Consider the following 20,053-nt stretch of genomic DNA (forward strand, 5'->3'; position numbering starts at 1 on the left):
CCCAGCCATGTTATATCCGCAACCAAAGAGTGACTCGATTCACTCGAAATACAGGATTCAGGCGCAGACTCGCGTCTTCAAGTTGAAGGCAAAGGTGTGAAGGCATGTCTTTCCCCTTTCAGCAAGGTAAGGATAACGATTTTCATGCTAAAACCCCTTTACTGCACCTTTCTCGTGTTCGTTAGCTTTCACAGTTCAAGTGCTGACTACATGAAAAACAACGATGGCTCCCTTCTCATCATCACTGAGTCAGAGCAAATCGAGGTCGCCGATGTCTTCGTCAGTTATCCTTCGAACTACACAGCCTTAGTCAAACTGAATCTTGATCATGCCATTCTCAAATTCGGTCACCGCGATACCGAGTTTCTCTATACTTTCTCAAAGCACAACGCCGCCCAAGTCGATTGCATCTACTACCGAGATAAACTGTCACAAAATGGTATGGGGGTGAGAAAAGCCATTTGTAACCTCAATATCACCCTCAGTGACGCTTTGGAGAATGATTTCGTCTATATCAACCAAGTGCCAACGGCTGAAGACGATTTTATCTTTAACCCGGAGAACTCCTATGAAGACGGCGTTCAGCACCTCGTCTATCAAGATAACAGTGCTGAGATCTATCACAGTTATAAGGACTTAGGAGACTTTTTAAACGGTCAATTTGACCTCTTTCTCGTTGATAGCAAGGGTGTTGAAGTCACCTACCCCGACGCCATACCCGTGTACCAATGCCAGCAACAGGCCTGTGCCGTTGTCAGATTAGACAATCTCACCTACGCCAAACAAGATGAGCGATATATCACAGAAACGCTGCTCCACTTTCAATGACCTGAACATAAAAGATCGCAAGCGCATGGCATGACCGTTCTGTTCACCAGCCCCGACTCACATTGCGTTAAGTAACAGGCGATACTTGTGTTCAAGATCGTTAAGTGCCTCATCGAGGCTTGGGGTATCTTTGCTGAGGTGAAACACTAGCGTCATAAAATACGCATCAATGATTAAAGGGATAATGGGCTGAATCGCGTCGCTTTCATCATAGCGTGCAAACAGCGCTTGGTTGAAGCCTTCGTAATAAGCCATATCCCATATCACTTCTTTCAACAATGCGCGAGATAAATCAAGGTTCTCAAAATAGTATCGGTAATATCTTGTCGCCATCTGCAAACCGAGCGCGAGCAGATCACCTTCCGGTTCCATGGTCACAGCGCTATCTAATGCTGCCAACTTTTCCGTCATTCCCGCACGAAGAATCTCGAGTTTGGTAGGAAAGTGACTAAATACGGTGCCATCGGCCACTTTCGCTTCTTTCGCAATCTGCCTTGTTGTGGTCTTTTCGTAACCTTGCTCTGCAAACAAGTACCAAGCGGACTCGAGGATTTTCTGACGCGTCAGTTGGCGTTTATTCATCATTTAACATTCCTAGCATTTCACCCCTTTCATCATACCGTTAGCGGTTTTCCTGCTCAAGCGTTGACAAAGTGAGCGCGCTCAATTATAAAATGAGCGCGCTCAAAAATAACGGAGAGTCACATGCGTTCAATCATCTTGTCGCTTCAAAAACTGCTGATCTGCCCTATCTTCTTTGTCCTTGCCTTTGTCGTTGGCCCGCTTTTGATGGCGGTGCTATTGCCCGGCGGGTTAATCATGCTTGCGATATTGGGGGGAAAAGAAGTGAGAAAAGAACTTGGCGTCTTGCTAAGGGCATCACTGTTCGATCGCCAAGCCACCTTACGATGAAAGGTTCAGACGCGAGCTGGGGCGCTGAACTCTGTGGCTGACGCAAAGGGTTAACAGTCAATATGTCTATCGTATCCTTAAAGCAAGCTATACTCTTATCAGTAACAAATAGACGTGTACAGGCGATGATCATGTACGGAAACAAACAGCACTGCCATAGTAAGCCGTTGCGAAATAAGCAACGAGGCATCACCGTTGTAGAATATGCGGTTGTCGGCTTAAGCATGGCCGTGATCGTTGCGTTAATGATGTCCAATAACAACCTGCTCGATGCCTTCAATAACGCAATGAATCAGGTCAATGCCTACATTAACGCAGCGAACTAACTCACCTGTTACTCCATTCACCTGTACACGTATAGTATTTTTCTTTTTAAAGTCAACCGCTTCAATACATAGCGTGCGCCTGAAACGATAACGAAGGCGCATAGCCCAATCAGAAATAGCAAAATAAACGTATTGTAAACCGATAGGTTGTCAAAGCCTTGGTCAAGGAAACCAATCACTAATGCGGTAATCATGGCTGCAGTAAGGCCAAAAGAGTACTTAAACCTTAGCCAATGTGTTGATGGATTGTCAGCGAACACTTTGTTTGCATCGTAGTGCCCTTTTATGTTCACCGCCATGAACTCGCCTGGGAGGCAAGTCGTCGTAAAGTCTATTTCTACTTCCGAACCTACGCTCAGTGAATCAGGTAAAGGCTGGCACCCTAGCGTCCAATCAGGTAGCCACATCTCACTGTTTTCGTCTGATACAAAATCAAAGAAAATCCGGTCATCCGAAATAACAGCTATCTTCCCTCTTGCCGTCAATATCACTTTATCCGACCATTGCCCATTGGAGTCTTTGTCGATCAATAAGCCATAACGAGACGTTAATGAATAAAAAAATCCATAAACAATAAAGAAGAAAAATACTGCAGGGATCACGATTGATAGCGCCGCATTATATTCAAAACTCAGCGCATTGAGTGCCGCAAAGACAACAAAAACAGCAATATCAAAATAGGTCAATGCCTTCGCATCAATACCTTGTAACCAGCAGTACTCAAATAACCGCATGGGACGATATGAAATAATATCGAGGCCGAGCGCTCTCGACTTACCCAGTGTTGGAAAACGAACAACAATGTCTTTCGCCATCTTCTGAGTGATAGACCACTGATCTCCAACTGCAATGGGATAGATTTGATTGCCTTCCACAACAAACTCAACGGTCATGGTATCCCGCACTTCACCCGCATCACGAAAACTGCCGTTAATACTACAGAGACCCATGGCCTCAAAGTGAAAAAAATAGCCACTAATAAAGGTCGTCTTTGCGAGCTTCCCTTCTAGCTTGGCGACAGACATATTGTTCGCACGTCGATTGTAATACAAGCGAAAAGCTTTTCTTTCATCGACCGTCATTTCACGGGTTGGGAGGTCCATGTATGCAATATTTGCCCGCGTGGCACGACGTAATTTTCGATAATAGCGCTTCTCACTCAATGCACTACACAGACCATTAAACATCATCACGAGTAATATCATCAATATGAGTAGCAAAATAGCATTAAGCAATTTAGTCTATTCCTTTATTTGTCCCACAACCTTCAACGTAGTGCCTTATTGTCAAACCGAGAAGCGCTCGCTGAACAAGCATCTTGAGGTGGTTTGAGTATAGGCACGATGCTACTTTTTCTTGATGACTCAAGTCACTCGTCGTGTGTATTCTCTTTACTTTTGATACTGTTAACCTAACTTGACTCTCTTTAAGGCGGTGTAATGCTCAAACGAATCGTCAAACTCTTCGTCTATTTATCCATCGCTCTCTATGCTGTTGCCGCAATTTGGCTCGATGGGTTTGTCGCACTTCCTCCCGCACCCGAACCTCAAACGCCTGTCATGAGCCTCTCACAATCTCTAGAGCGCGCAAGTATCATTGAATCACCCAGCGACGCACTCGACATTCGATTAAGTCTTTTTGCAAATGCGACGCAGCGCATTGACGTGGTGTATCACAACGTTAAATGGGATCCATCATCACAGCAGTTCTTTATGGGATTAGTGTCAGCAGCAAACCGCGGTGTTGAAGTGACGATTATCTTAGATAGCTTGATGGGTGGGTTACCCAACCGTATTGCATTGGCACTCCATTCTCACCCACATATTAACGTCTACTATTATGGAAAGCCCACCGTCCGCGATATCAGCAGTTGGAACAATCGCCTTCATGACAAGTTTGTTGTTGTTGATGAGACTTATGCATTAATGGGCGGCAGAAATATTGCTGATAAGTACTTTGCACCCGCACATTATGACGGCGCTATCTCCCATGATCGCGATGTGTTTATCGTCAATGATATCAAAGACCCTAACAGTGGTTTGGCGCAGCTCAGCTATTACGTCCATCAATTGCTAAAAAGCCCTTACACTGTCGCGCTCGAACAGCCCAGCAAGCCCGGCTTTGACCGCACACCGTTTAACAGTATCTTGTTATCACCACCTCGCGCACTGCAAGACTGGGTCCGGGAAACCCTGCCAGTTGATAGCATTACCCTAGTGCACAACCCAATCACCGCTGGCTTCAAATCACCACAAGTCGCCAGCACACTTCATGCACTTGTCGCCGACGCGGAGCATAGCGTGTTATTGCAAAGTCCCTATATCGTGCCTACCACCGGCATTTATCAAGCGATTGATGATCTCGCTTCCCATGTTGATGTACGCTTTATTACCAATTCAACCTCCTCTACCCCTAACTTTCCCGCTTACTCGGCCTACCTCAACCATAAGCCGCGTTTACTCGAGAAAGGGATAACTGTTTACGAGTACCTTCACCCGGCGGACTCCATTCACGGTAAATCCCTGCTTATCGACGATCGTTTCTCTGTGATAGGTTCGTTCAACCTTGATCCTCGAAGCCTCTATTTAAGCACTGAATCTATGCTGATCATTGAAGGCGAGATGTTTGCACAACAACTGAAATCTCAGCTTAAACGCATTCAAAATCAATCCATGAAACTCACACGCTACAGTACTGACGACGAACACGCCCGCACCCAGCAAGCGCCCTGGTATAAGATTTGGTTCCTCAACATTTGCCGTGTCATCGGTAAACCGTTTGAATTGCTGTTATGACTTCTATGGGGTTGGATTGCTTTCTTTTTAGTTCAAGCCTCTTGAGATAACCTGAGTACAAGGATTATTGACGTAACGCAAACTCATGGTCACTTTAACATCGATTCGGTTGTTGTGATTTGCATTCCACATTTAAAACCACTAGGATACGCCACCCTTGAGTTAGGGATTCGACTCTACTTGAGAAATTTCAAATCATTTCTCTGCAAACTACGTCTATTCACTCCTGCTATCGCAAACCGTTCTGCATAGCCCTCACCGCCATGTGAGCCGATGGAGTTCTATCGTTTAAATCGCTTATATAGGAGGATAAATGCCTCAAGGTCTTATGTTGACTGATTTAGCCATTGCTGGCGTATTACTGATTGCTGCGAAAATTCTTCGTGTACACCTCACTGTCTTGCAGCGTATCTATATGCCGTCAGCCGTTCTAGCTGGCTTAATAGGCCTCGCGCTGGGCCCTGCAGGGATAGATATCCTCCCTTGGACTGACACCTTTACAGCCAACGCAAGTTTGCTCACCGCTTCCCTCTTTTCGGCGCTGGGTTTAGCGACAGATGTTCCGTCACCAAAAACCGTCGCGCGCCGTGCTGGATCATTGTGGGCATTTAATCAAATTGCATCTGTCTCGCAGTGGCTCTTTGCTGCCATGTTTGGCCTGTTTCTCACTTCGTTTTTCTGGCCACACATTAACCCGGGCTTTGGGGTCACCATGTCAGCGGGCTTTATGGGTGGACATGGCTCGGCGTCCGTCGTTGGCGATATTTTTACATCACTCGGCTGGGAAGATGGCTTTACGCTGGGTTTAACCTTTGCCACGGTCGGCATATTCCTTTCCATTTCGATTGGCATGCTAGTACTGCAATTTGCACTAAAAGTCGGGTTGATCAACACCTTTACGACATTTGACAGTATGAACGAACATGAGCGCAAGGGTCTGGTCAAACCCGAGCAACAGCAAGTTGTCATGAAAGATACCATGTCCTCACTGTCCGTTGACTCGTTTGCCATTCATGCTGCACTCGTCGTCGCCGTTACCGCGTTCTCATACGTCGCAGCGAACTTTCTTTCCTCGTTCAACGAGCAAGTACAAGTGCCTACCTTTGTCACTGGCTTTTTGGGCGGCATGCTCGTTCGTATCATCGCTAAACGCACAAATGCTGCCGATTACCTCTGCGACGGCGCGTTTAAGCACGCCGCGGGCATCAGTACAGACTATTTGATTATCTTTGGTATCTCAGCCATCAAAATCACTGTTCTAGCACAATACCTCATGCCAATGGTGTTGCTCTCTGCTGGCGGTATCTGTTTTACCCTTTGGCTGATTCTTTGGGTTGCTCCTCGTATCATGGGTGAAAACTGGTTTGAGAAAGGTATCTTTTCATGGGGCTGGTTAACAGGCACCGTTGCCATGGGCATCGCACTATTGCGTATCGTTGATCCTAAGATGAGAAGTAAGGTGCTCGACGACTATGCCATCGCGTATGTACCAGGTTCTATCACCGATATCTTTATCATTTCGTTGATGCCCATCGCGATGTTTAACGGTATGCACTGGCAGGCGCTCGGCGTAGGTCTGAGTTATATTTCTGTGGTGTTGTTTATCTGGCGCTTTGTACTTAACCGCTCAGCGAAACACGCCACCAGCAATACGTAAAGATGAGATTGAATACGAAAGGCATCTAAGGATGCCTTTTCAAACAAAGAGTTAAAAATCGAATTTGCACTAAGAAAACATGCAATATACATTCTAAAAGAACAATTTTATTGAACTAGACCGAACCTAAAGACCAATAAGTTAGACTGAATGGCCTTATTTTTTAGAATCACCAGTAAATTTGTTTTAGGGCAAGGCAATGACCAGAAACTATAGTGAAAACCTGCTAAAAGATGATCCAGTCATTCAGCTAGCGAAGTTAATTGGCCTCGAAAGTGAAATACCTTACATTCGAGAAAACCGAGAGCTCATGCTGCCAATTATTTCTGGGATCATCGTTTACCGACAACTAGACCATATTAGTAAACGAAAAGTACTAGAGTCCGCCTATAGTACTGGGAACTCAAAATTTTTCGGCAAAGTACAGTCTATCATTGCGCAAGTAATAGCAAAGCCTAGTTGGAATCCTTGGAGCCTATCTGATCAAGAGTTACGAGACTTCTTTAGTAAAAATAAAGACGTATCAGACTTTTTATCTACTTGGTTTGTAACCCTCGACGGTAAACTGGAAGCAGGTTTTGTAGCAGTCGCAATTTATCAAATATCTAAAGGTGGAGTAAGTAGCTACTTAAGAGACCAAGCTTCAACTCATATAATAGAAGCTTGCCTTCGCAAGTTGCGTCTTTCAAGCCAAATGACTAGCTTTGGAGGAAAGGCTTTCTTCGTCGCTGTCATTTTGGCAAGTGTGCTAAAAAACTTCAGTGACATCGAAATCAAGAAAGCTCGCGAAGAACTTCTCAATCGAGGTTTGTTATTACCGGGGGACTTATGATTTTTTGGGCTTTCGCACTGATATTGTCAATTCTGTTTATGTACGGGGATTTCACCCGATACCACTATCGTAAAAGGCATAAACAACATCATCTTTTCCACCATAGAGTTAGTTTACTCCTCAGTGCTTTTCTTCCAATGGCTGTTTGTCAAAAATTATTCGTTGAGGCCGAACTAACCATGATCGTAAACCAAGTCTCAACAGTGTTGTTATCAGGCGCACTAACACTAGTTGCCATTAAATCTCATCAGTATCGCTACAAGGACGAAAGGTAACCACCACGGTGAGGGCTTTCTTCCTTTTAGAAGTACAAAAAGCCACTTACAAAAGCAATGTACACAAACCACCTCAAGATGCTTTCATCAACGAGAATTTCTAGGTTTATCAGCAAGGCACTGCTTTGAAGTTCTAGTGGATTAATTCGAAAAGCAGTAGCAACGATGACGAGCCTAGAAAACTCGTCCGAAGGAAAGCGACTTGCATATATCTACAGTGTCTGCTTTAAATCTTCAACAAACGCTGCTGCTTGATCTTCAGACATTTTGGACGTGGTAATACGTATGGCCTCGCTGGTGCCATCCACATCAAACATGGCACCATGTCTGACTTGCCAGCCCTTATGTGCGAGTCGCATGGCGACCTCTTTACTGTCGACATTAACCGGAATCCAACAGTTCAACCCCGTATGGGCCTTCGGAACCGGTAAACCAGCCCTCTTCATTGCGTTTTTTAGAAACTGCATCCTTGTCATGTAATCAGCGCGGGCATCCAGTACCAACTGGGTCACACTTTCCTTTCTGAACGCGGTTAAAACAATATGTTGCAATATATGGCTGACCCAAGTCGCACCACTGGCAAGCCTTGCTGTGATGAACTGATTCGTCTGTTTATCGCACGCGACAAACGCGAGTCGCATATCAGGGCCAAAGCACTTTGAAACCGTTCTAATTAGCGCCCAATGTTGCGTATTTTCCGGAATGACATTGTAGTAAGTTTCATCCGTCAAACGCGCAAAATGATCATCAGCAATGACAACAATCTCTGGATGCTTCGCAAGTATTGTCTTGATCGCTTCAGCACGCTCTCGCGTTACACTGATACTGGTGGGGTTATGGACTCGCGGGGTGATCAATACTGCCCTCGCACCAGCGAGAATCGCCTTTTCAAGACCCGCGGTTGTCATGCCTTGATCATCAATAGGCACTCCAATTGCTTCAAAACCACAGTTTCGAATCGCATTGGCCGACCCCAAAAAACAGGGCGTTTCAACCGCAACTTTATCCCCAACAGAGAGCAACGCCATCAGTGTGCGTTCAATGCCATCAACTGCACCATGCGACAGCAAAATTTCATGGGTTCCGGGACAATCGTCCGACAACCATTGCTGACCAATCTGGGCTAACGCAGGCAAAACGGGCGCTTCGCCATAGAGTGACTGGCCAACATCACTCTCCAATAGCAACATTTTAGGGTCTGGTAACCAACAGGTGTTTGGGTTTCCGTCCGCCAAATCAATTAAAACGGTGCTTTGACTAATACCATCCAACTCTCCAGCCTGAGGCAACTCAGAAATCGACGTCCCTAATCGCCCTCGCGACTTTACCACGCCCGCTTTTGATAGGCGTTGGTAAGCCAACGACACGGTATTGCGATTGACGCCGAGCGTCTCGGCTAACTCACGAACAGAGGGCAGCAGATCGCCAGGCTTTAATTGCCCCTCGCGTACTAATAATCGAACCGATTCAGCGATCTCGGCAGCGGTTTTTCCTTTAAACATGCAACTTTGTCCTATGACAATGTTTATTTTTGACTGAGACAATGATAGCGTAAAAAAAGAGTTAACAAAACGTACCGCAGCGACGGTCGTAGGAGCCAGCTATGTTTCACGGATTAACCACCTACCCCATTACCCCAATGGATGAAAGTGGGATTGATTTTATTGCCTATTCACGTCTCATTCATAGACTCGTTGAAGCAGGTGTTGATGGTATTGGCGCGCTCGGCTCTACAGGAAATGCAGTCTATTTGTCGATCGAGGAGCGAAAGCGTGTTGCGATTGAAGCCGTCAAACAAGCAGGGGTTACCCCAGTTATTGTCGGTATCAGTGCTCTAAGAACGCGAGATGTACTGAAACTGGCTGAAGACGCCCAATATGCAGGTGCAAAAGCGCTACTGTTGGCACCAATGTCTTATCAAAAGCTCTCTGAAGAAGAGGTGTACCATCTTTATGAAAAGGTCTCTGCTCATGTTTCAGTCCCCTTGTGCGTCTACGATAATCCCGCCACAACAAATTTCACTTTTAGCGATATGCTGCTGGGCGAAATCGCGAAGTTTAACCCCGTCAAAGCGATTAAACTTCCCCCAGTTCAACTACAACCCAGTTTGGCAGAAGCACGGATTCGATTACTGAGAAATCATCTCCCGAAAGATGTCGCCATTGGAATCAGTGGTGATGCCTCCGCAGCAACAGCGCTTAATGCAGGATGCGACGGCTGGCACAGTGTCATTGGCGGTATTTTCCCTGAAACCACCAAGAACATTTTTAACGCATCAAAAGAAGGCGACAAATTACTGGCAAAAAACCTTTCAGATAAGCTTCAGCCCTTATGGGATCTTTGCCTCTATAACCGTGGCAGCTTGCGCGTCTTTGCAACGGCAGCAGAATTACTCGGGCTTGTTCGCGCACCTTATTTGCCTTCACCACTCAAACCCTTGCCCGCGGATGCAAAGATGCAACTGGCGAAAGTACTCAAATCACTCCCACTAAAATAAACTTTAAAAACAATTATTTAAGAATAATTATAACCATAAACAACTGATAGCAGTTGGCGAAGGCCGTTACGGCCACACTCTGAGCGACACGACCCTAACGCTCAGAACCCTTTGAACCGTTGATTTCGATCAACGGTTCAAATTTTCTTGAAATGTCGCTCAATTACATTTCATCCTCAAAGAAACGCCTCACATTTCCGTTTAAAAACCGAATAAAAAATTTGCGGTAAAAAACAAGTCAGAGAAAAGTCAAAACCAATCTAATATTCGAATAATCCCATAAAAAAAGACGAACCTCGACATAAAACACCAAGAATTCACATATTTCAGCACACAACCAGCAATCACATTGCCCAAGCCAATACTGTCAAGGTTGTATATTACTTCTGACTTGAATTTTAGGTTGCGTGGACAAGTCTCTTTTAAGGTCACGTTTTAGCAACGCTTGTGCTGTTTCTTGCTATGCGGTCGAAAATTCAAACTATGGATTATTCATCTAACGGAATAAAAGACATGTTGAAGATAAAGTACCTCACAGCTCTTGTCGGGCTGAGCCTTGCATCCAATGCATTGGCAATGAACATCCAACCCGATCCAGACACACCGAATGGTTACTTGGTATCCAAAGCGGATGTCGCGGCAGCAGAAGCGGCCAAAACCTCGGATCCCATGTATGCGATTTGGGCCAAAGCACTCGAAACGGCACCAAACACGGTGGTCGACGCCATTCGTCCCGGCCTCGCCTCTAACCCGGCCAACGTTGTACGTGCAGAGCGCGTGTTCCCAGAAACTGAATGGATTTTTCTGACGGACATGGCGGCCCCTGAATACACGTATACCAAGTTCTTACAAGCGATTGGTAAGTTCCCTGCATTTTGTGGTGACTACACCGATGGCCGCGATGCGGACGCAATTTGTAAACGCTCTATCGTGACCGCGTTCGCGCATTTCGCGCAGGAAACGGGGGGACATATTGCCGTCGATAACGTTTGGGATAACCCGAAAGGGCTGGAAGAGTGGCAACAAGCGCTCGTGCACGTGCGTGAAATGGGTTGGTCTGAAGGTCAAGTCGGCTATACCACAGGTTGTGGCCAAAATGACTGGCAAAACAAACGCTGGCCGTGTGCAGATGGGCAAGGCTATTTTGGCCGCGGTGCCAAGCAACTTTCCTATCACTTTAACTACGGTGCCTTCTCTGAAGTCATGTACGATGGTGATGCAACGGTCTTGTTGAACAACCCAGCACTCGTCGCTGATACCTGGTTAAATCTCGCTTCTGCTATCTGGTTCTTCCTTACTCCTCAAGCCCCTAAACCTGCCATGCTGCACGTGATTGACCGGACTTGGTCACCCTCACAACGGGAAATTGATGCCGGCATTGGATATGGCTTTGGTACCACCATTAATATCATCAATGGTGGTATCGAGTGTGGCGAGCAGAACAAAGATAAAGGACAACCGGTTAACCGCATCCGCTACTGGGAAGGCCTATCAAGTTTCTACCAAATCCCGATTGAAGCCGATGAGAAGAATACCTGCTGGCAGCAAACGCCCTACGGCAGTATCAATCTCGAAGGTGCGAAAGATGTCCTTTACACCAACTGGGATGGCGATTGGACCTATCATGCAGATCGTCCGGGTGGTGTCTCCTTTGAGTGTAAACTTGTTGGCTACCAAACTGCCTACTCTGCGCTTGTCCCTGGCGACTACGAGAAGTGTGTGACCAACTTCTATGAGTCACATGCTAACTGGCCTGCAGTCCGCGTCGTTGATACTTTGCCACCGGGTGATGGCGGCAATCCGGGCGGTGATCCTCAGAACCCAGCTTGGGATGCGACGGCGGTTTATACTGGCGGGGATACCGTTACCTATCAAAACGCTATCTACCGCGCCAAATGGTGGACGCAAGGTAATATTCCGAGCGATGGTGGACCTTGGGAATTTGTTGAAAATACCACTCCCACCGATCCACCAGTGACTGAGCCACCCGTCACAGAACCGCCTGTGACCGAACCACCTGTAACAGAGCCTCCGGTCACTGAGCCACCCGTGACTGAACCACCTGCAACCGATGCCATTGTTTGGCAAGCCGGTGTAACAAAAGCGGCAGATGGCGACAAGGTAACGCATAATGGCAAATGCTTTGTCGCTAAAAACAGCCCGGGCGTTTGGGAAACACCAACCCAATCAAACTGGTTCTGGGATGAGGTTGCTTGTCAGTAGAACACATGCATAACAACAGAGGGGATGCTTCTCTGCATCCCCTTTCTTTTACCCTAGCGTTAAGCTTCGCGTATCTAGCGCTATTACCGAGCCGCCCCGTTAATACACGTCGCGCACATAACGCTTCTGTTTCTTAAGCTTGCTCACGTACTCGATTGCCTCATCAGATGACATTTCACCATGTGTTTCGATCACTTGATGCAAGGCCTTATCCACATCTTTCGCCATGTAGTAAGCATCGCCACAAACGAAGAAGTAACCACCACGCTCCAACCACGCGAACAGTTCAGCACCCGCTTCAATCATCTTATCCTGAACATAAATCTTCTCCGCCTGATCGCGCGAAAAAGCGAGGTCTAAGCGAGTTAACACCCCCTTCTCTTGCAGTGCTTCGAGTTCCTCACGATAGATAAAGTCAGTAGCACTGTTGCGGTCACCAAAGATTAACCAATTATCGCCCGGCGATGCTTGTACCTCACGCTCTTCAAGGAAAGAACGGAACGGTGCAATTCCCGTACCCGGACCGACCATAATCATAGGTGCGTTGTCATCTTCCGGCACAGCAAAGTTCTTATTCGGAGCAAAATAGCACGGTACCGTGTCGCCTTCATCGACGAGGTCGGCTAACCAAGTCGAGCAGGTGCCATGGTACTCACGATCGTCGCGTGCATAGCGAACACTACCAATCGTTAAATGCACCTCATCTTCATGTTTATTCAGGCTCGAAGAGATAGAATAAGCCCGTGGCGCTATCGGCTTCAGGAGCGAGAGAATCTCAGCCAGAGACAAGGTGACACCCGGATACTGTCGTAGCAAATCAAGAATGTCTTTCCCCCACAGATAATCGTTCAGTGCGCTGGTATCTTCATTACCTAATAAGGTAATCAGATGGTGATCACTGGCGCTTTCCGCGAGGGCTTTCACAAACTCTTTTGACGGTGTGCGGATATCTAAATACTGGGTGAAGATCTCTCGTAGGCTATGGTTTTCTCCATTCCATGACGGCTTCTCTTCACCACTAAAATTAAAGTGCTCAAGGAAAGCTTGCACAAGGGCTGGCTGATTCTGAGGAATCACATTCAATGCATCCCCTGCTTTATAGAACTCACCACTGCCTTCCAAAGAAATTTCATAGTGAACAATCTCTTTACTCGATCCCGGCTGGTTCAAAACGCGCTTATGCTTGAGCTTCGCAAGCAGTGGCTGCTTACGACTGTACTTAGATTTCGCCTTTGGGGCGCTGCCCCCCGATGCCGTCGCTGCCTCACCATCATCGCCCTTGTCAGCGATGCCCGGCAACGTAGCTATCATCCAATCTTCTGCAGGTTGCTCGAAATCGATATCGCAATCAACGCGCGGGGTGATACGGGTTGCCCCCAATGCTTCTAATCGTTGATCCCACTCTTTACCTGCAAGACAGAACTCATCGTAGCTTGTGTCTCCCAGCGCCAACACTGAAAAGAAAGTGCCATCGAGTTTAGGCGCGTTGTCAGACGACATGGTTTGCCACAATGTCTCTGCATTATCTGGATGCTCACCTTCACCATAGGTACTCGTCACAATCAGCACGCGCGACGATTTCACAAAGATTTGTGCATCGACATCGTCCATATCATGCACAGTCGCCACCATGCCATATTCTTTCGCTTTTTCAGCCGTATCATAAGCAACACTCTCAGCATTGCCGGTTTGCGATCCATACAAAATCGTTAACGCCTTAACCTGTGGCTTAGTCTCAGCATGTACGACCGACTCTTCTTTCACTAACAGGCGCGAGTGTAGCCCCGAAAAAAAGCCTGCAAGCCATGTTTTTTGATCGTCGTTAAACGGAATATCTTGTGGCAAATGAGGTACTTTCATTGTTCTTCCTATCTCTTATTCTTGGCCATCCTAGGCGCTTTGGGCTTTTGCAGTTTGCTGACTCGCAGCCTGCGCTTTCTCTTGCTCAATCTCTTCCCGGATCACATCGGCAAAGGTATGGCAATACAGTGTCGCCATACGTTGAGCAAGCGGCTCAATCTGTTGTAGCTGTTTCTGGATCTCTTGCTCACGCGCAATGATCCAAACGGATGTCCCTCGCGAATGGGTATCAGTCACATCGCGACGTGCTAGCGAAGTTTTGTAATCAACAACACGTTTGTGGGCGAGCAGTACAGACAACTCCTCATCACGATAGTTAGAGACCGCCTCCTTCACGTCTTTCAACAACGTATCAAGTAGCTTCTTGTCACGAAGTTCAAAGAGACGTTTCACTAAGCGCGACTGTTGTACTTCACATTCACTTTGCGAGGAAACAAGTTGATGCGCGCGGTGTAATACACCACTTTGCGTCAGCAAATCGAAGATCAGCACCGTGTCCATATCGCCATATTGCGGACTCAAGCCATCGGATAAGGCCTCGCCACTTTCATAGGCAAGGTGGACACTTTCAATCAAACGATTCGCTTCACCGGCAATCAACTCTTCTAGCATTTTTTTGCGTGAGTGCGTTTTAAGAATACTGTCAGGATGCTGGCTCTGAGTGAGCGCGAGCGGGAACACCAGCGTGAATAGCGTGCGGCTTGTAGCCCAATCATCAAGCAGTGCTTTGGCTGTCGGTGACTGTGTGAAACGGACGTGCTCTTCAAGGTGCCATTTTAGCGCCTGCTCATAGCCTTCATTGTGTTCGATCAAAGGTAACGCCGTGACAGAATCTTCACTGCAACGCGCAGCAAAACTACCATCGACATCATATTGATACGCCACGCCACCAGACATACCGTTACCAAAGCCTTTACCATAATCACCTAAGTTGATCACGCTGCCGTTCGTCATGTATTCGCAACAGAAATCACCGACACCTTCGACAACTGCCACTGCGCCAGAGTTACGCACTGCAAAGCGGTCACCCGCTTCACCTTGGACAAATATCTGACCACCGGTTGCCCCAAACAGCGCAAAGTTACCAATCAGGACATTCTTACCTGTCTCTAGCGCGCCGCCACCCGGCGAACGCACGACGATATGACCGCCACTGGATCCTTTGCCGACCCCATCATTACAGACACCCGTGTGTTCCATAATGATGCCGGAGTTATTGAATGCGCCATAACTTTGACCTGCGCTACCATGGGTTCTGACCTTAACAGACTCAGGTGCAAGGAAACGTCGACCATTGGCGGACGTAAAGATTGAAGGATGCGACTGAGCGTTGACGCATACATCGCCCGCTTCACCTTTTCGACCTTGGGTCGCGTAGCCGTTGCCGTAATTTAAGAAACGCTCGACATCGATGGAGAGTTGCCCACCTGTCGATTTGTTACGGTTATTGAGCTTCACGCTCTCAAGTTCAATTTGCGCCACTTCCGCGGTGAAGTAGGACTCGAAAAGCGCATCGATAAAGTGTTGATCTGGCGTGAAATCGGCTTCTAGATAAACAGGTTTCGCGACCTTAACCAGATCAACCGGGCGTAACAGGCCTGTCACATCTAAACGGCCAACAATGCTGTGGTGATTGGCTAAATGCAGAAGTTCTGTTCGACCACGGATTTCACGTAAGCTGCAATAGCCTAGCGCGGCAAGGATTTCACGAACCTCATGGGCGACATTTAAGAAGTACTGCGCCAGCGCTCGGGGATCACCTTGATAGAGCTCTGGGTTGGTGGTCAATCCGGCAGGACACTTGACGTTACAGTTCTTCGCCATCACACATTTGAGCATCATCAGGGCGGTTGTACCGAACTCGAAGGAATCGCCCCCCATAATGGCAGACTTAATTACATCCATGCCGGTTTGGTGTGCGTTTGAGCAGCGCAATACCACTTTGTCGCGCAAGCCGTTTTCGCTCAACGCTTGATGTACTTCAGCAATCCCGATTTCTGCGGCGCGACCCGTATTTTTCAAACTGGTTACCGCGGCAGCCCCCGTTCCCCCGGTGTTACCCGCTACGTTAATGACATCGGCCCCGGCTTTCGCAACACCCACCGCAATCGTACCAATCCCTTCCGAAGAGACCAGTTTCACAATCACTTTTACACGCGCCGCTTTTGCGTCATGGATCAACTGGCCCAAGTCTTCAATGGAGTAAGTATCATGATGAGGAGGGGGACTCACCAGCTCGACGCCCGGCGTACCGCCACGTGCAGCAGCAATCTCTACCGTCACTTTCGGGGCGGGTAGCTGGCCACCCTCACCCGGTTTTGCCCCTTGGGCAATCTTAATCTCAATCTCTTGAAGTTGTGGATCAGCAAGGTAGCCTACCCATACCCCAAAGCGCCCTGAAGCAAACTGCTTGATCTTACTCGATTTAATCGAGTTATATCGGCTCGAGTGCTCGCCACCCTCACCACTGTTACTCATGGCGCCCGCAATGTTCGTGCCTTGCGCGACAGCAATATGTGCATTGGCATTCAACGCGCCGTGACTCATCGCGCCAGAGGCCAGTGTCGGTGTAATGAGGTGCGCAGGTTCAACCTCATTAATAGCAAGTGGTGTTTTTGCTTGGCGAACCTTAGATAAGAAAACTGCAAGACGTTCGTTCGCAAGGATGACGACCTTGTCGAACTCAATCGCTATGTCGGTGAGATGATCTTGCCAAACTCGCTCAATCGCCGCTTTGAGTAATTGCGGCTCACGCTGCGTGAGCGCCAACGCAAATCGGCTTTCCCCCAGCGCCTCTACTGTAATGCCCTGCCAAAGATAATTGACGTTACCTTCTCGATGGAAACGGTCGAGTAACTTCACGACGTCATCAACACTGTTAGCCGCACTAAAATCGAGTGGCAACAGCAGAATGTCACGCAAGGCTGCCGGACGTGTCTCACGCTCGCTGTACAAGTTGCTCGTAAAAGCGCGGTAGGATGGCGTAATAGCAAACTCATCAATCTGCTCTGGGGTACGTTTATCAAAGCCTTTATCTTTGTAATCGACGTCTTCACCCACAAACTCACTGGTTTTATCTAGGGCAATTTCCGCTTGGTCAGCACTGGCATCCGCATACTGTACCGACTCTTGCGTCATGTTAATGTATTCACGTACCGCCGTATTACCAAAACTGTGCCCCGCACCATCTTGACGTTCTTTGAACAAACCGAGGAGTGGGATCTGATTTTCTTCATTGATTGCTAGGGCTTTGAAGTGCCATTTCGCCGCACTCCAAGCGAGATCATCAAACTGCGCACCACCCACCGGGGAACTTATGTTAGGGAAGTATGCTTTAAGGCCATCCGAATCTGAATCCAAAAAGTTGGACTCAAAGAACTCACCACCAATGTAACTTTCCGCAGTACAAAGACCAAACTTACCCATGGTCTTCATCAAGGACTTTTCGACCGCTTTCTGGAAGTTATTTAGTCCTTTCTCAACCGTTTGGTTATTCGATAACGTTTGCGCCCGATGGTAAACAGAAAGTGGGCAAACCGCTGACGCACCAAAACCAAGTAAACAAGCAATGTCGTGGCTACTTGCCGCCTGCCCCGTGAGATAGACCAAGCTGGTATTAAAACGAAGGCCTTTCTGAATTAAGCGTTGGTTTAATGCGGCGACGGTCAAGATGGCAGGCAACGCCGCGTACTCTTGGCTAATTTGCTTATCACTGACTACCACGATCCCAACGCGACGACGTGCAGCATCTTCAACCTGATCGCACAGGGCAGCAATTGCCTCTTCAACACGAACAGCATTGTCTTCACGGCTGTTAAGCGTCGGTTTAAACAAGGCATCGTAAGTTTCCACGCCGATCTGTGTTTGCGTGAATATCTGCTCTAACTGTTGTGGCTGCAAAATGGGTGATTGCAGTACTAACTGCACACTGTCCCGAGGACTAAAGTTGGGTTTGGCCCCCAGAGCAACGCGTAAAGTCATACCATCTGACTCACGTAAGGAATCCAGTGGCGGGTTGGTGACCTGAGCAAATCGCTGACTGAAGTATTTCGACATGCCGCCTTCTTCATCAGTCAGTACATTCGGCGCGAGGCCAAAACCCATTGCTGAGATTTTTTCAGCGGCATTCTCAATCATGGGGTCTAAAAAGAACTTAAAGCTCTCTTGGTTCAAAGAGTAAGCCACATGACGGCTATAGGTTGAGAACTGGGTGTTATCTTGAATCTTTTCGATACCAACAGGTTCGATATCATCAAGCGTAATGCGCGCAGAAGCCAACAAGCCTTTATAATCACGCGCCTTGGCTAGGGTTTCTAGGATTTCATTGGTTTCATAGCTGCGGCCTGTTGCGTGATCGAAGTAGATCATGCCCCCCGCCTGAATACGACCGTAGCGTGTCACCGACTCTGGTGGAAAATCTATCTGTCCGGATTCGCTCATCACCGCGAGGTAGCGTTCTGTCTCTACACTGCGCAACGGACGCAGCCCCAAGCGGTCGAGACGCGCCCCCACTTTCTGACCATCAGAGAAGATCAATGCTGCCGGGCCATCATTTTTTTCTTCCGATAAGCTGAAGTACTCCAACATGGCACGCACATCATCAGACATCGATGGATCGTTTTCCCATGCAGGTGGCATCATCGCCAACACAGCGGTGACAATGTCCATCTCATCTTCAACCACACGACGCGCTAAGGTCTGATCCAAACGGGCTGAATCAGATTGCCCCTTTGGAAAGATCACCTTTTTGTGTTGCTGGCGCGCGATAGCATCTTCGCTTAAACGGTTTTTCTTATCCGTATTTAACTCACCATTGTGCGCCATACGACGAAATGGCTGCGCCATCATCGTGGCCGGTGCGGTATTAGTCGAAAAACGCGTATGGAAGAAAAGCGTGGTCACTTTATGTTCTGGGTGCGATAAGTCGGCAAAAAATGGCACCACTTCACCCGAATTCAAACGCCCTTTATACACCTGTGTTTTGGAGCTCATTGAAAGGGGGTAAAACCCTTCTAAATCACCATCAGTAAACCCGGTTGACTCCAATTCGGAGAGAGCAAGGTTAATGGCATTTTCAAACTGTACTGCATCTGCGTAGGCATCACCGCGAAGAAAGACAACCTGATGGATGGTCTGCTGCGCTTGTTGCGATGCTTCATTCACAGCATCGAGATTGACAGGCACTTCACGCCATTGGTCAATCTCGAATTTAAATGCGGCGAACGTGCTTTCAATAAGCTGCTTAGTTTTGTCCGTTTGACTCGCATCAAAAGGAAAGAAGAAGTTGGCTACCCCGAAGTCGCCCTTTTCAAGAGTGGGCTTGGCCGTTAAAAAGCGGTAGAAGTTGACCGAAAGATCGATATTGACGCCAGCACCATCGCCAATACCTTCGGCGTTCATGCCGCCACGGTGTGGAATAGTGCATAAAGCTTCATGAGATAGTTGCAGTAGTTCGTGAGTTTGCTCACCGGTTTTATCCGTGATGAAACCCACTCCACAACTCGAGTGCTCATGCTCGCGATCATACAGCGAGCGATAATTCTGATTCATTGGATCGTTTCCTTGATTGCTTGCAGCGCAAGGGCTACAGGTCCCTTTGGCATGTATCACTACAGTGCCGAAGCCTTTCGCTTTGCTCACACAACAAAGATCTTCCTGACCTTGTTACGCAAATATGAATGATAACAATTATCATGAGCAATAAAGATAAGCAAGTTTTCTGTGATTTAGATCGTCTTTTGTTTACAAGTTGATCACAAAACAACCAAGAATAAAAAGTCGATAAAAGGGAATAATTAGTAGGAAAGTGGGAGGTACATCAAAGGGGGCCAATCGTGGTGTCATAGCG

General features: G+C 47.5%; 13 protein-coding genes. 8 read left to right on the plus strand and 5 right to left on the minus strand.

Annotation, left to right across the window (positions count from 1 at the left end):
* Positions 1-144 precede the first annotated feature (144 nt).
* Positions 145-828 carry a hypothetical protein gene (locus TSUB_RS08920; RefSeq protein ID WP_087018479.1) on the plus strand — a complete coding sequence of 228 codons (684 nt, stop codon included), beginning with the start codon at positions 145-147 and terminating at the stop codon, positions 826-828.
* A gap of 57 nt (positions 829-885) precedes the next feature.
* On the opposite strand, the gene TSUB_RS08925 is transcribed toward TSUB_RS08920, so the two are convergent.
* Positions 886-1,413, minus strand: coding sequence for a TetR/AcrR family transcriptional regulator (locus TSUB_RS08925; RefSeq protein WP_343231769.1), 528 nt, complete (start codon positions 1,411-1,413; stop codon positions 886-888).
* Positions 1,414-1,533: 120 nt separating this feature from the next.
* Here TSUB_RS08925 and TSUB_RS08930 point away from each other — a divergent pair, with 120 nt between their 5' ends.
* Positions 1,534-1,740, plus strand: a complete 207-nt coding sequence (locus TSUB_RS08930; RefSeq protein ID WP_087018481.1) for a hypothetical protein — start codon at positions 1,534-1,536, stop codon at positions 1,738-1,740.
* 131 nt (positions 1,741-1,871) lie between these two features.
* On the plus strand, positions 1,872-2,066 hold the full coding sequence (locus TSUB_RS08935; RefSeq protein WP_087018483.1) for a hypothetical protein: 195 nt from the start codon (positions 1,872-1,874) through the stop codon (positions 2,064-2,066).
* A 17-nt stretch (positions 2,067-2,083) separates the two neighbouring features.
* Here the strand turns inward: TSUB_RS08935 and TSUB_RS08940 are convergent, their stop codons facing one another.
* Positions 2,084-3,301 carry a hypothetical protein gene (locus TSUB_RS08940; protein WP_087018486.1) on the minus strand — a complete coding sequence of 406 codons (1,218 nt, stop codon included), beginning with the start codon at positions 3,299-3,301 and terminating at the stop codon, positions 2,084-2,086.
* A gap of 204 nt (positions 3,302-3,505) precedes the next feature.
* Between TSUB_RS08940 and TSUB_RS08945 the strand changes: the two genes are divergently transcribed.
* The 3 genes from TSUB_RS08945 (at position 3,506) to TSUB_RS08955 (ending at position 7,350) form a co-directional block, all read left to right on the plus strand.
* Positions 3,506-4,861, plus strand: coding sequence for a phospholipase D-like domain-containing protein (locus TSUB_RS08945; RefSeq protein ID WP_087018488.1), 1,356 nt, complete (start codon positions 3,506-3,508; stop codon positions 4,859-4,861).
* 313 nt (positions 4,862-5,174) lie between these two features.
* Entirely contained in the window at positions 5,175-6,518 is a 1,344-nt protein-coding gene (locus tag TSUB_RS08950; RefSeq protein WP_087018490.1) for a sodium/glutamate symporter, read from the plus strand.
* Between the two features lie 199 nt (positions 6,519-6,717).
* Entirely contained in the window at positions 6,718-7,350 is a 633-nt protein-coding gene (locus TSUB_RS08955) for a hypothetical protein (protein ID WP_246616339.1), read from the plus strand.
* A 487-nt stretch (positions 7,351-7,837) separates the two neighbouring features.
* Here the strand turns inward: TSUB_RS08955 and TSUB_RS08960 are convergent, their stop codons facing one another.
* Positions 7,838-9,127 (minus strand): aminotransferase class I/II-fold pyridoxal phosphate-dependent enzyme, encoded by a 1,290-nt coding sequence (locus TSUB_RS08960; protein ID WP_087019261.1) that lies wholly within the window; start codon positions 9,125-9,127, stop codon positions 7,838-7,840.
* 101 nt (positions 9,128-9,228) lie between these two features.
* On the opposite strand from TSUB_RS08960, the gene TSUB_RS08965 reads away from it, so the two are divergent.
* Entirely contained in the window at positions 9,229-10,122 is an 894-nt protein-coding gene (locus TSUB_RS08965; RefSeq protein WP_087019266.1) for a dihydrodipicolinate synthase family protein, read from the plus strand.
* A 513-nt stretch (positions 10,123-10,635) separates the two neighbouring features.
* Complete coding sequence (locus TSUB_RS08970; RefSeq protein WP_087019268.1) at positions 10,636-12,345, plus strand: glycoside hydrolase family 19 protein; 1,710 nt, start codon at positions 10,636-10,638, stop codon at positions 12,343-12,345.
* Between the two features lie 99 nt (positions 12,346-12,444).
* Here the strand turns inward: TSUB_RS08970 and TSUB_RS08975 are convergent, their stop codons facing one another.
* Both TSUB_RS08975 and TSUB_RS08980 read right to left on the minus strand, forming a co-directional pair.
* Complete coding sequence (locus TSUB_RS08975) at positions 12,445-14,205, minus strand: diflavin oxidoreductase (RefSeq protein ID WP_087019271.1); 1,761 nt, start codon at positions 14,203-14,205, stop codon at positions 12,445-12,447.
* A 30-nt stretch (positions 14,206-14,235) separates the two neighbouring features.
* The gene (locus tag TSUB_RS08980; protein WP_087019274.1) at positions 14,236-19,755 is read right to left on the minus strand and encodes a glutamate synthase-related protein; all 5,520 of its coding nucleotides are present in this window, start codon (positions 19,753-19,755) and stop codon (positions 14,236-14,238) included.
* Between the last annotated feature and the right edge of the window lie 298 nt (positions 19,756-20,053).

This window comes from Thaumasiovibrio subtropicus, assembly GCF_019703835.1.
In the GTDB taxonomy this organism is placed as follows: Bacteria; Pseudomonadota; Gammaproteobacteria; order Enterobacterales; family Vibrionaceae; genus Thaumasiovibrio; species Thaumasiovibrio subtropicus.

What these genes read in the sequence shown, in the direction of transcription:
- TSUB_RS08920 (WP_087018479.1), top strand. Translation starts at nt 145, where the DNA reads ATGCTAAAACCCCTTTACTGCACCTTTCTCGTGTTCGTTAGCTTTCAC.
- TSUB_RS08925 (WP_343231769.1), bottom strand. Translation starts at nt 1,413, where the DNA reads ATGATGAATAAACGCCAACTGACGCGTCAGAAAATCCTCGAGTCCGCT.
- TSUB_RS08930 (WP_087018481.1), top strand. Translation starts at nt 1,534, where the DNA reads ATGCGTTCAATCATCTTGTCGCTTCAAAAACTGCTGATCTGCCCTATC.
- TSUB_RS08935 (WP_087018483.1), top strand. Translation starts at nt 1,872, where the DNA reads ATGTACGGAAACAAACAGCACTGCCATAGTAAGCCGTTGCGAAATAAG.
- TSUB_RS08945 (WP_087018488.1), top strand. Translation starts at nt 3,506, where the DNA reads ATGCTCAAACGAATCGTCAAACTCTTCGTCTATTTATCCATCGCTCTC.
- TSUB_RS08950 (WP_087018490.1), top strand. Translation starts at nt 5,175, where the DNA reads ATGCCTCAAGGTCTTATGTTGACTGATTTAGCCATTGCTGGCGTATTA.
- TSUB_RS08955 (WP_246616339.1), top strand. Translation starts at nt 6,718, where the DNA reads ATGACCAGAAACTATAGTGAAAACCTGCTAAAAGATGATCCAGTCATT.
- TSUB_RS08960 (WP_087019261.1), bottom strand. Translation starts at nt 9,127, where the DNA reads ATGTTTAAAGGAAAAACCGCTGCCGAGATCGCTGAATCGGTTCGATTA.
- TSUB_RS08965 (WP_087019266.1), top strand. Translation starts at nt 9,229, where the DNA reads ATGTTTCACGGATTAACCACCTACCCCATTACCCCAATGGATGAAAGT.
- TSUB_RS08970 (WP_087019268.1), top strand. Translation starts at nt 10,636, where the DNA reads ATGTTGAAGATAAAGTACCTCACAGCTCTTGTCGGGCTGAGCCTTGCA.
- TSUB_RS08975 (WP_087019271.1), bottom strand. Translation starts at nt 14,205, where the DNA reads ATGAAAGTACCTCATTTGCCACAAGATATTCCGTTTAACGACGATCAA.
- TSUB_RS08980 (WP_087019274.1), bottom strand. Translation starts at nt 19,755, where the DNA reads ATGAATCAGAATTATCGCTCGCTGTATGATCGCGAGCATGAGCACTCG.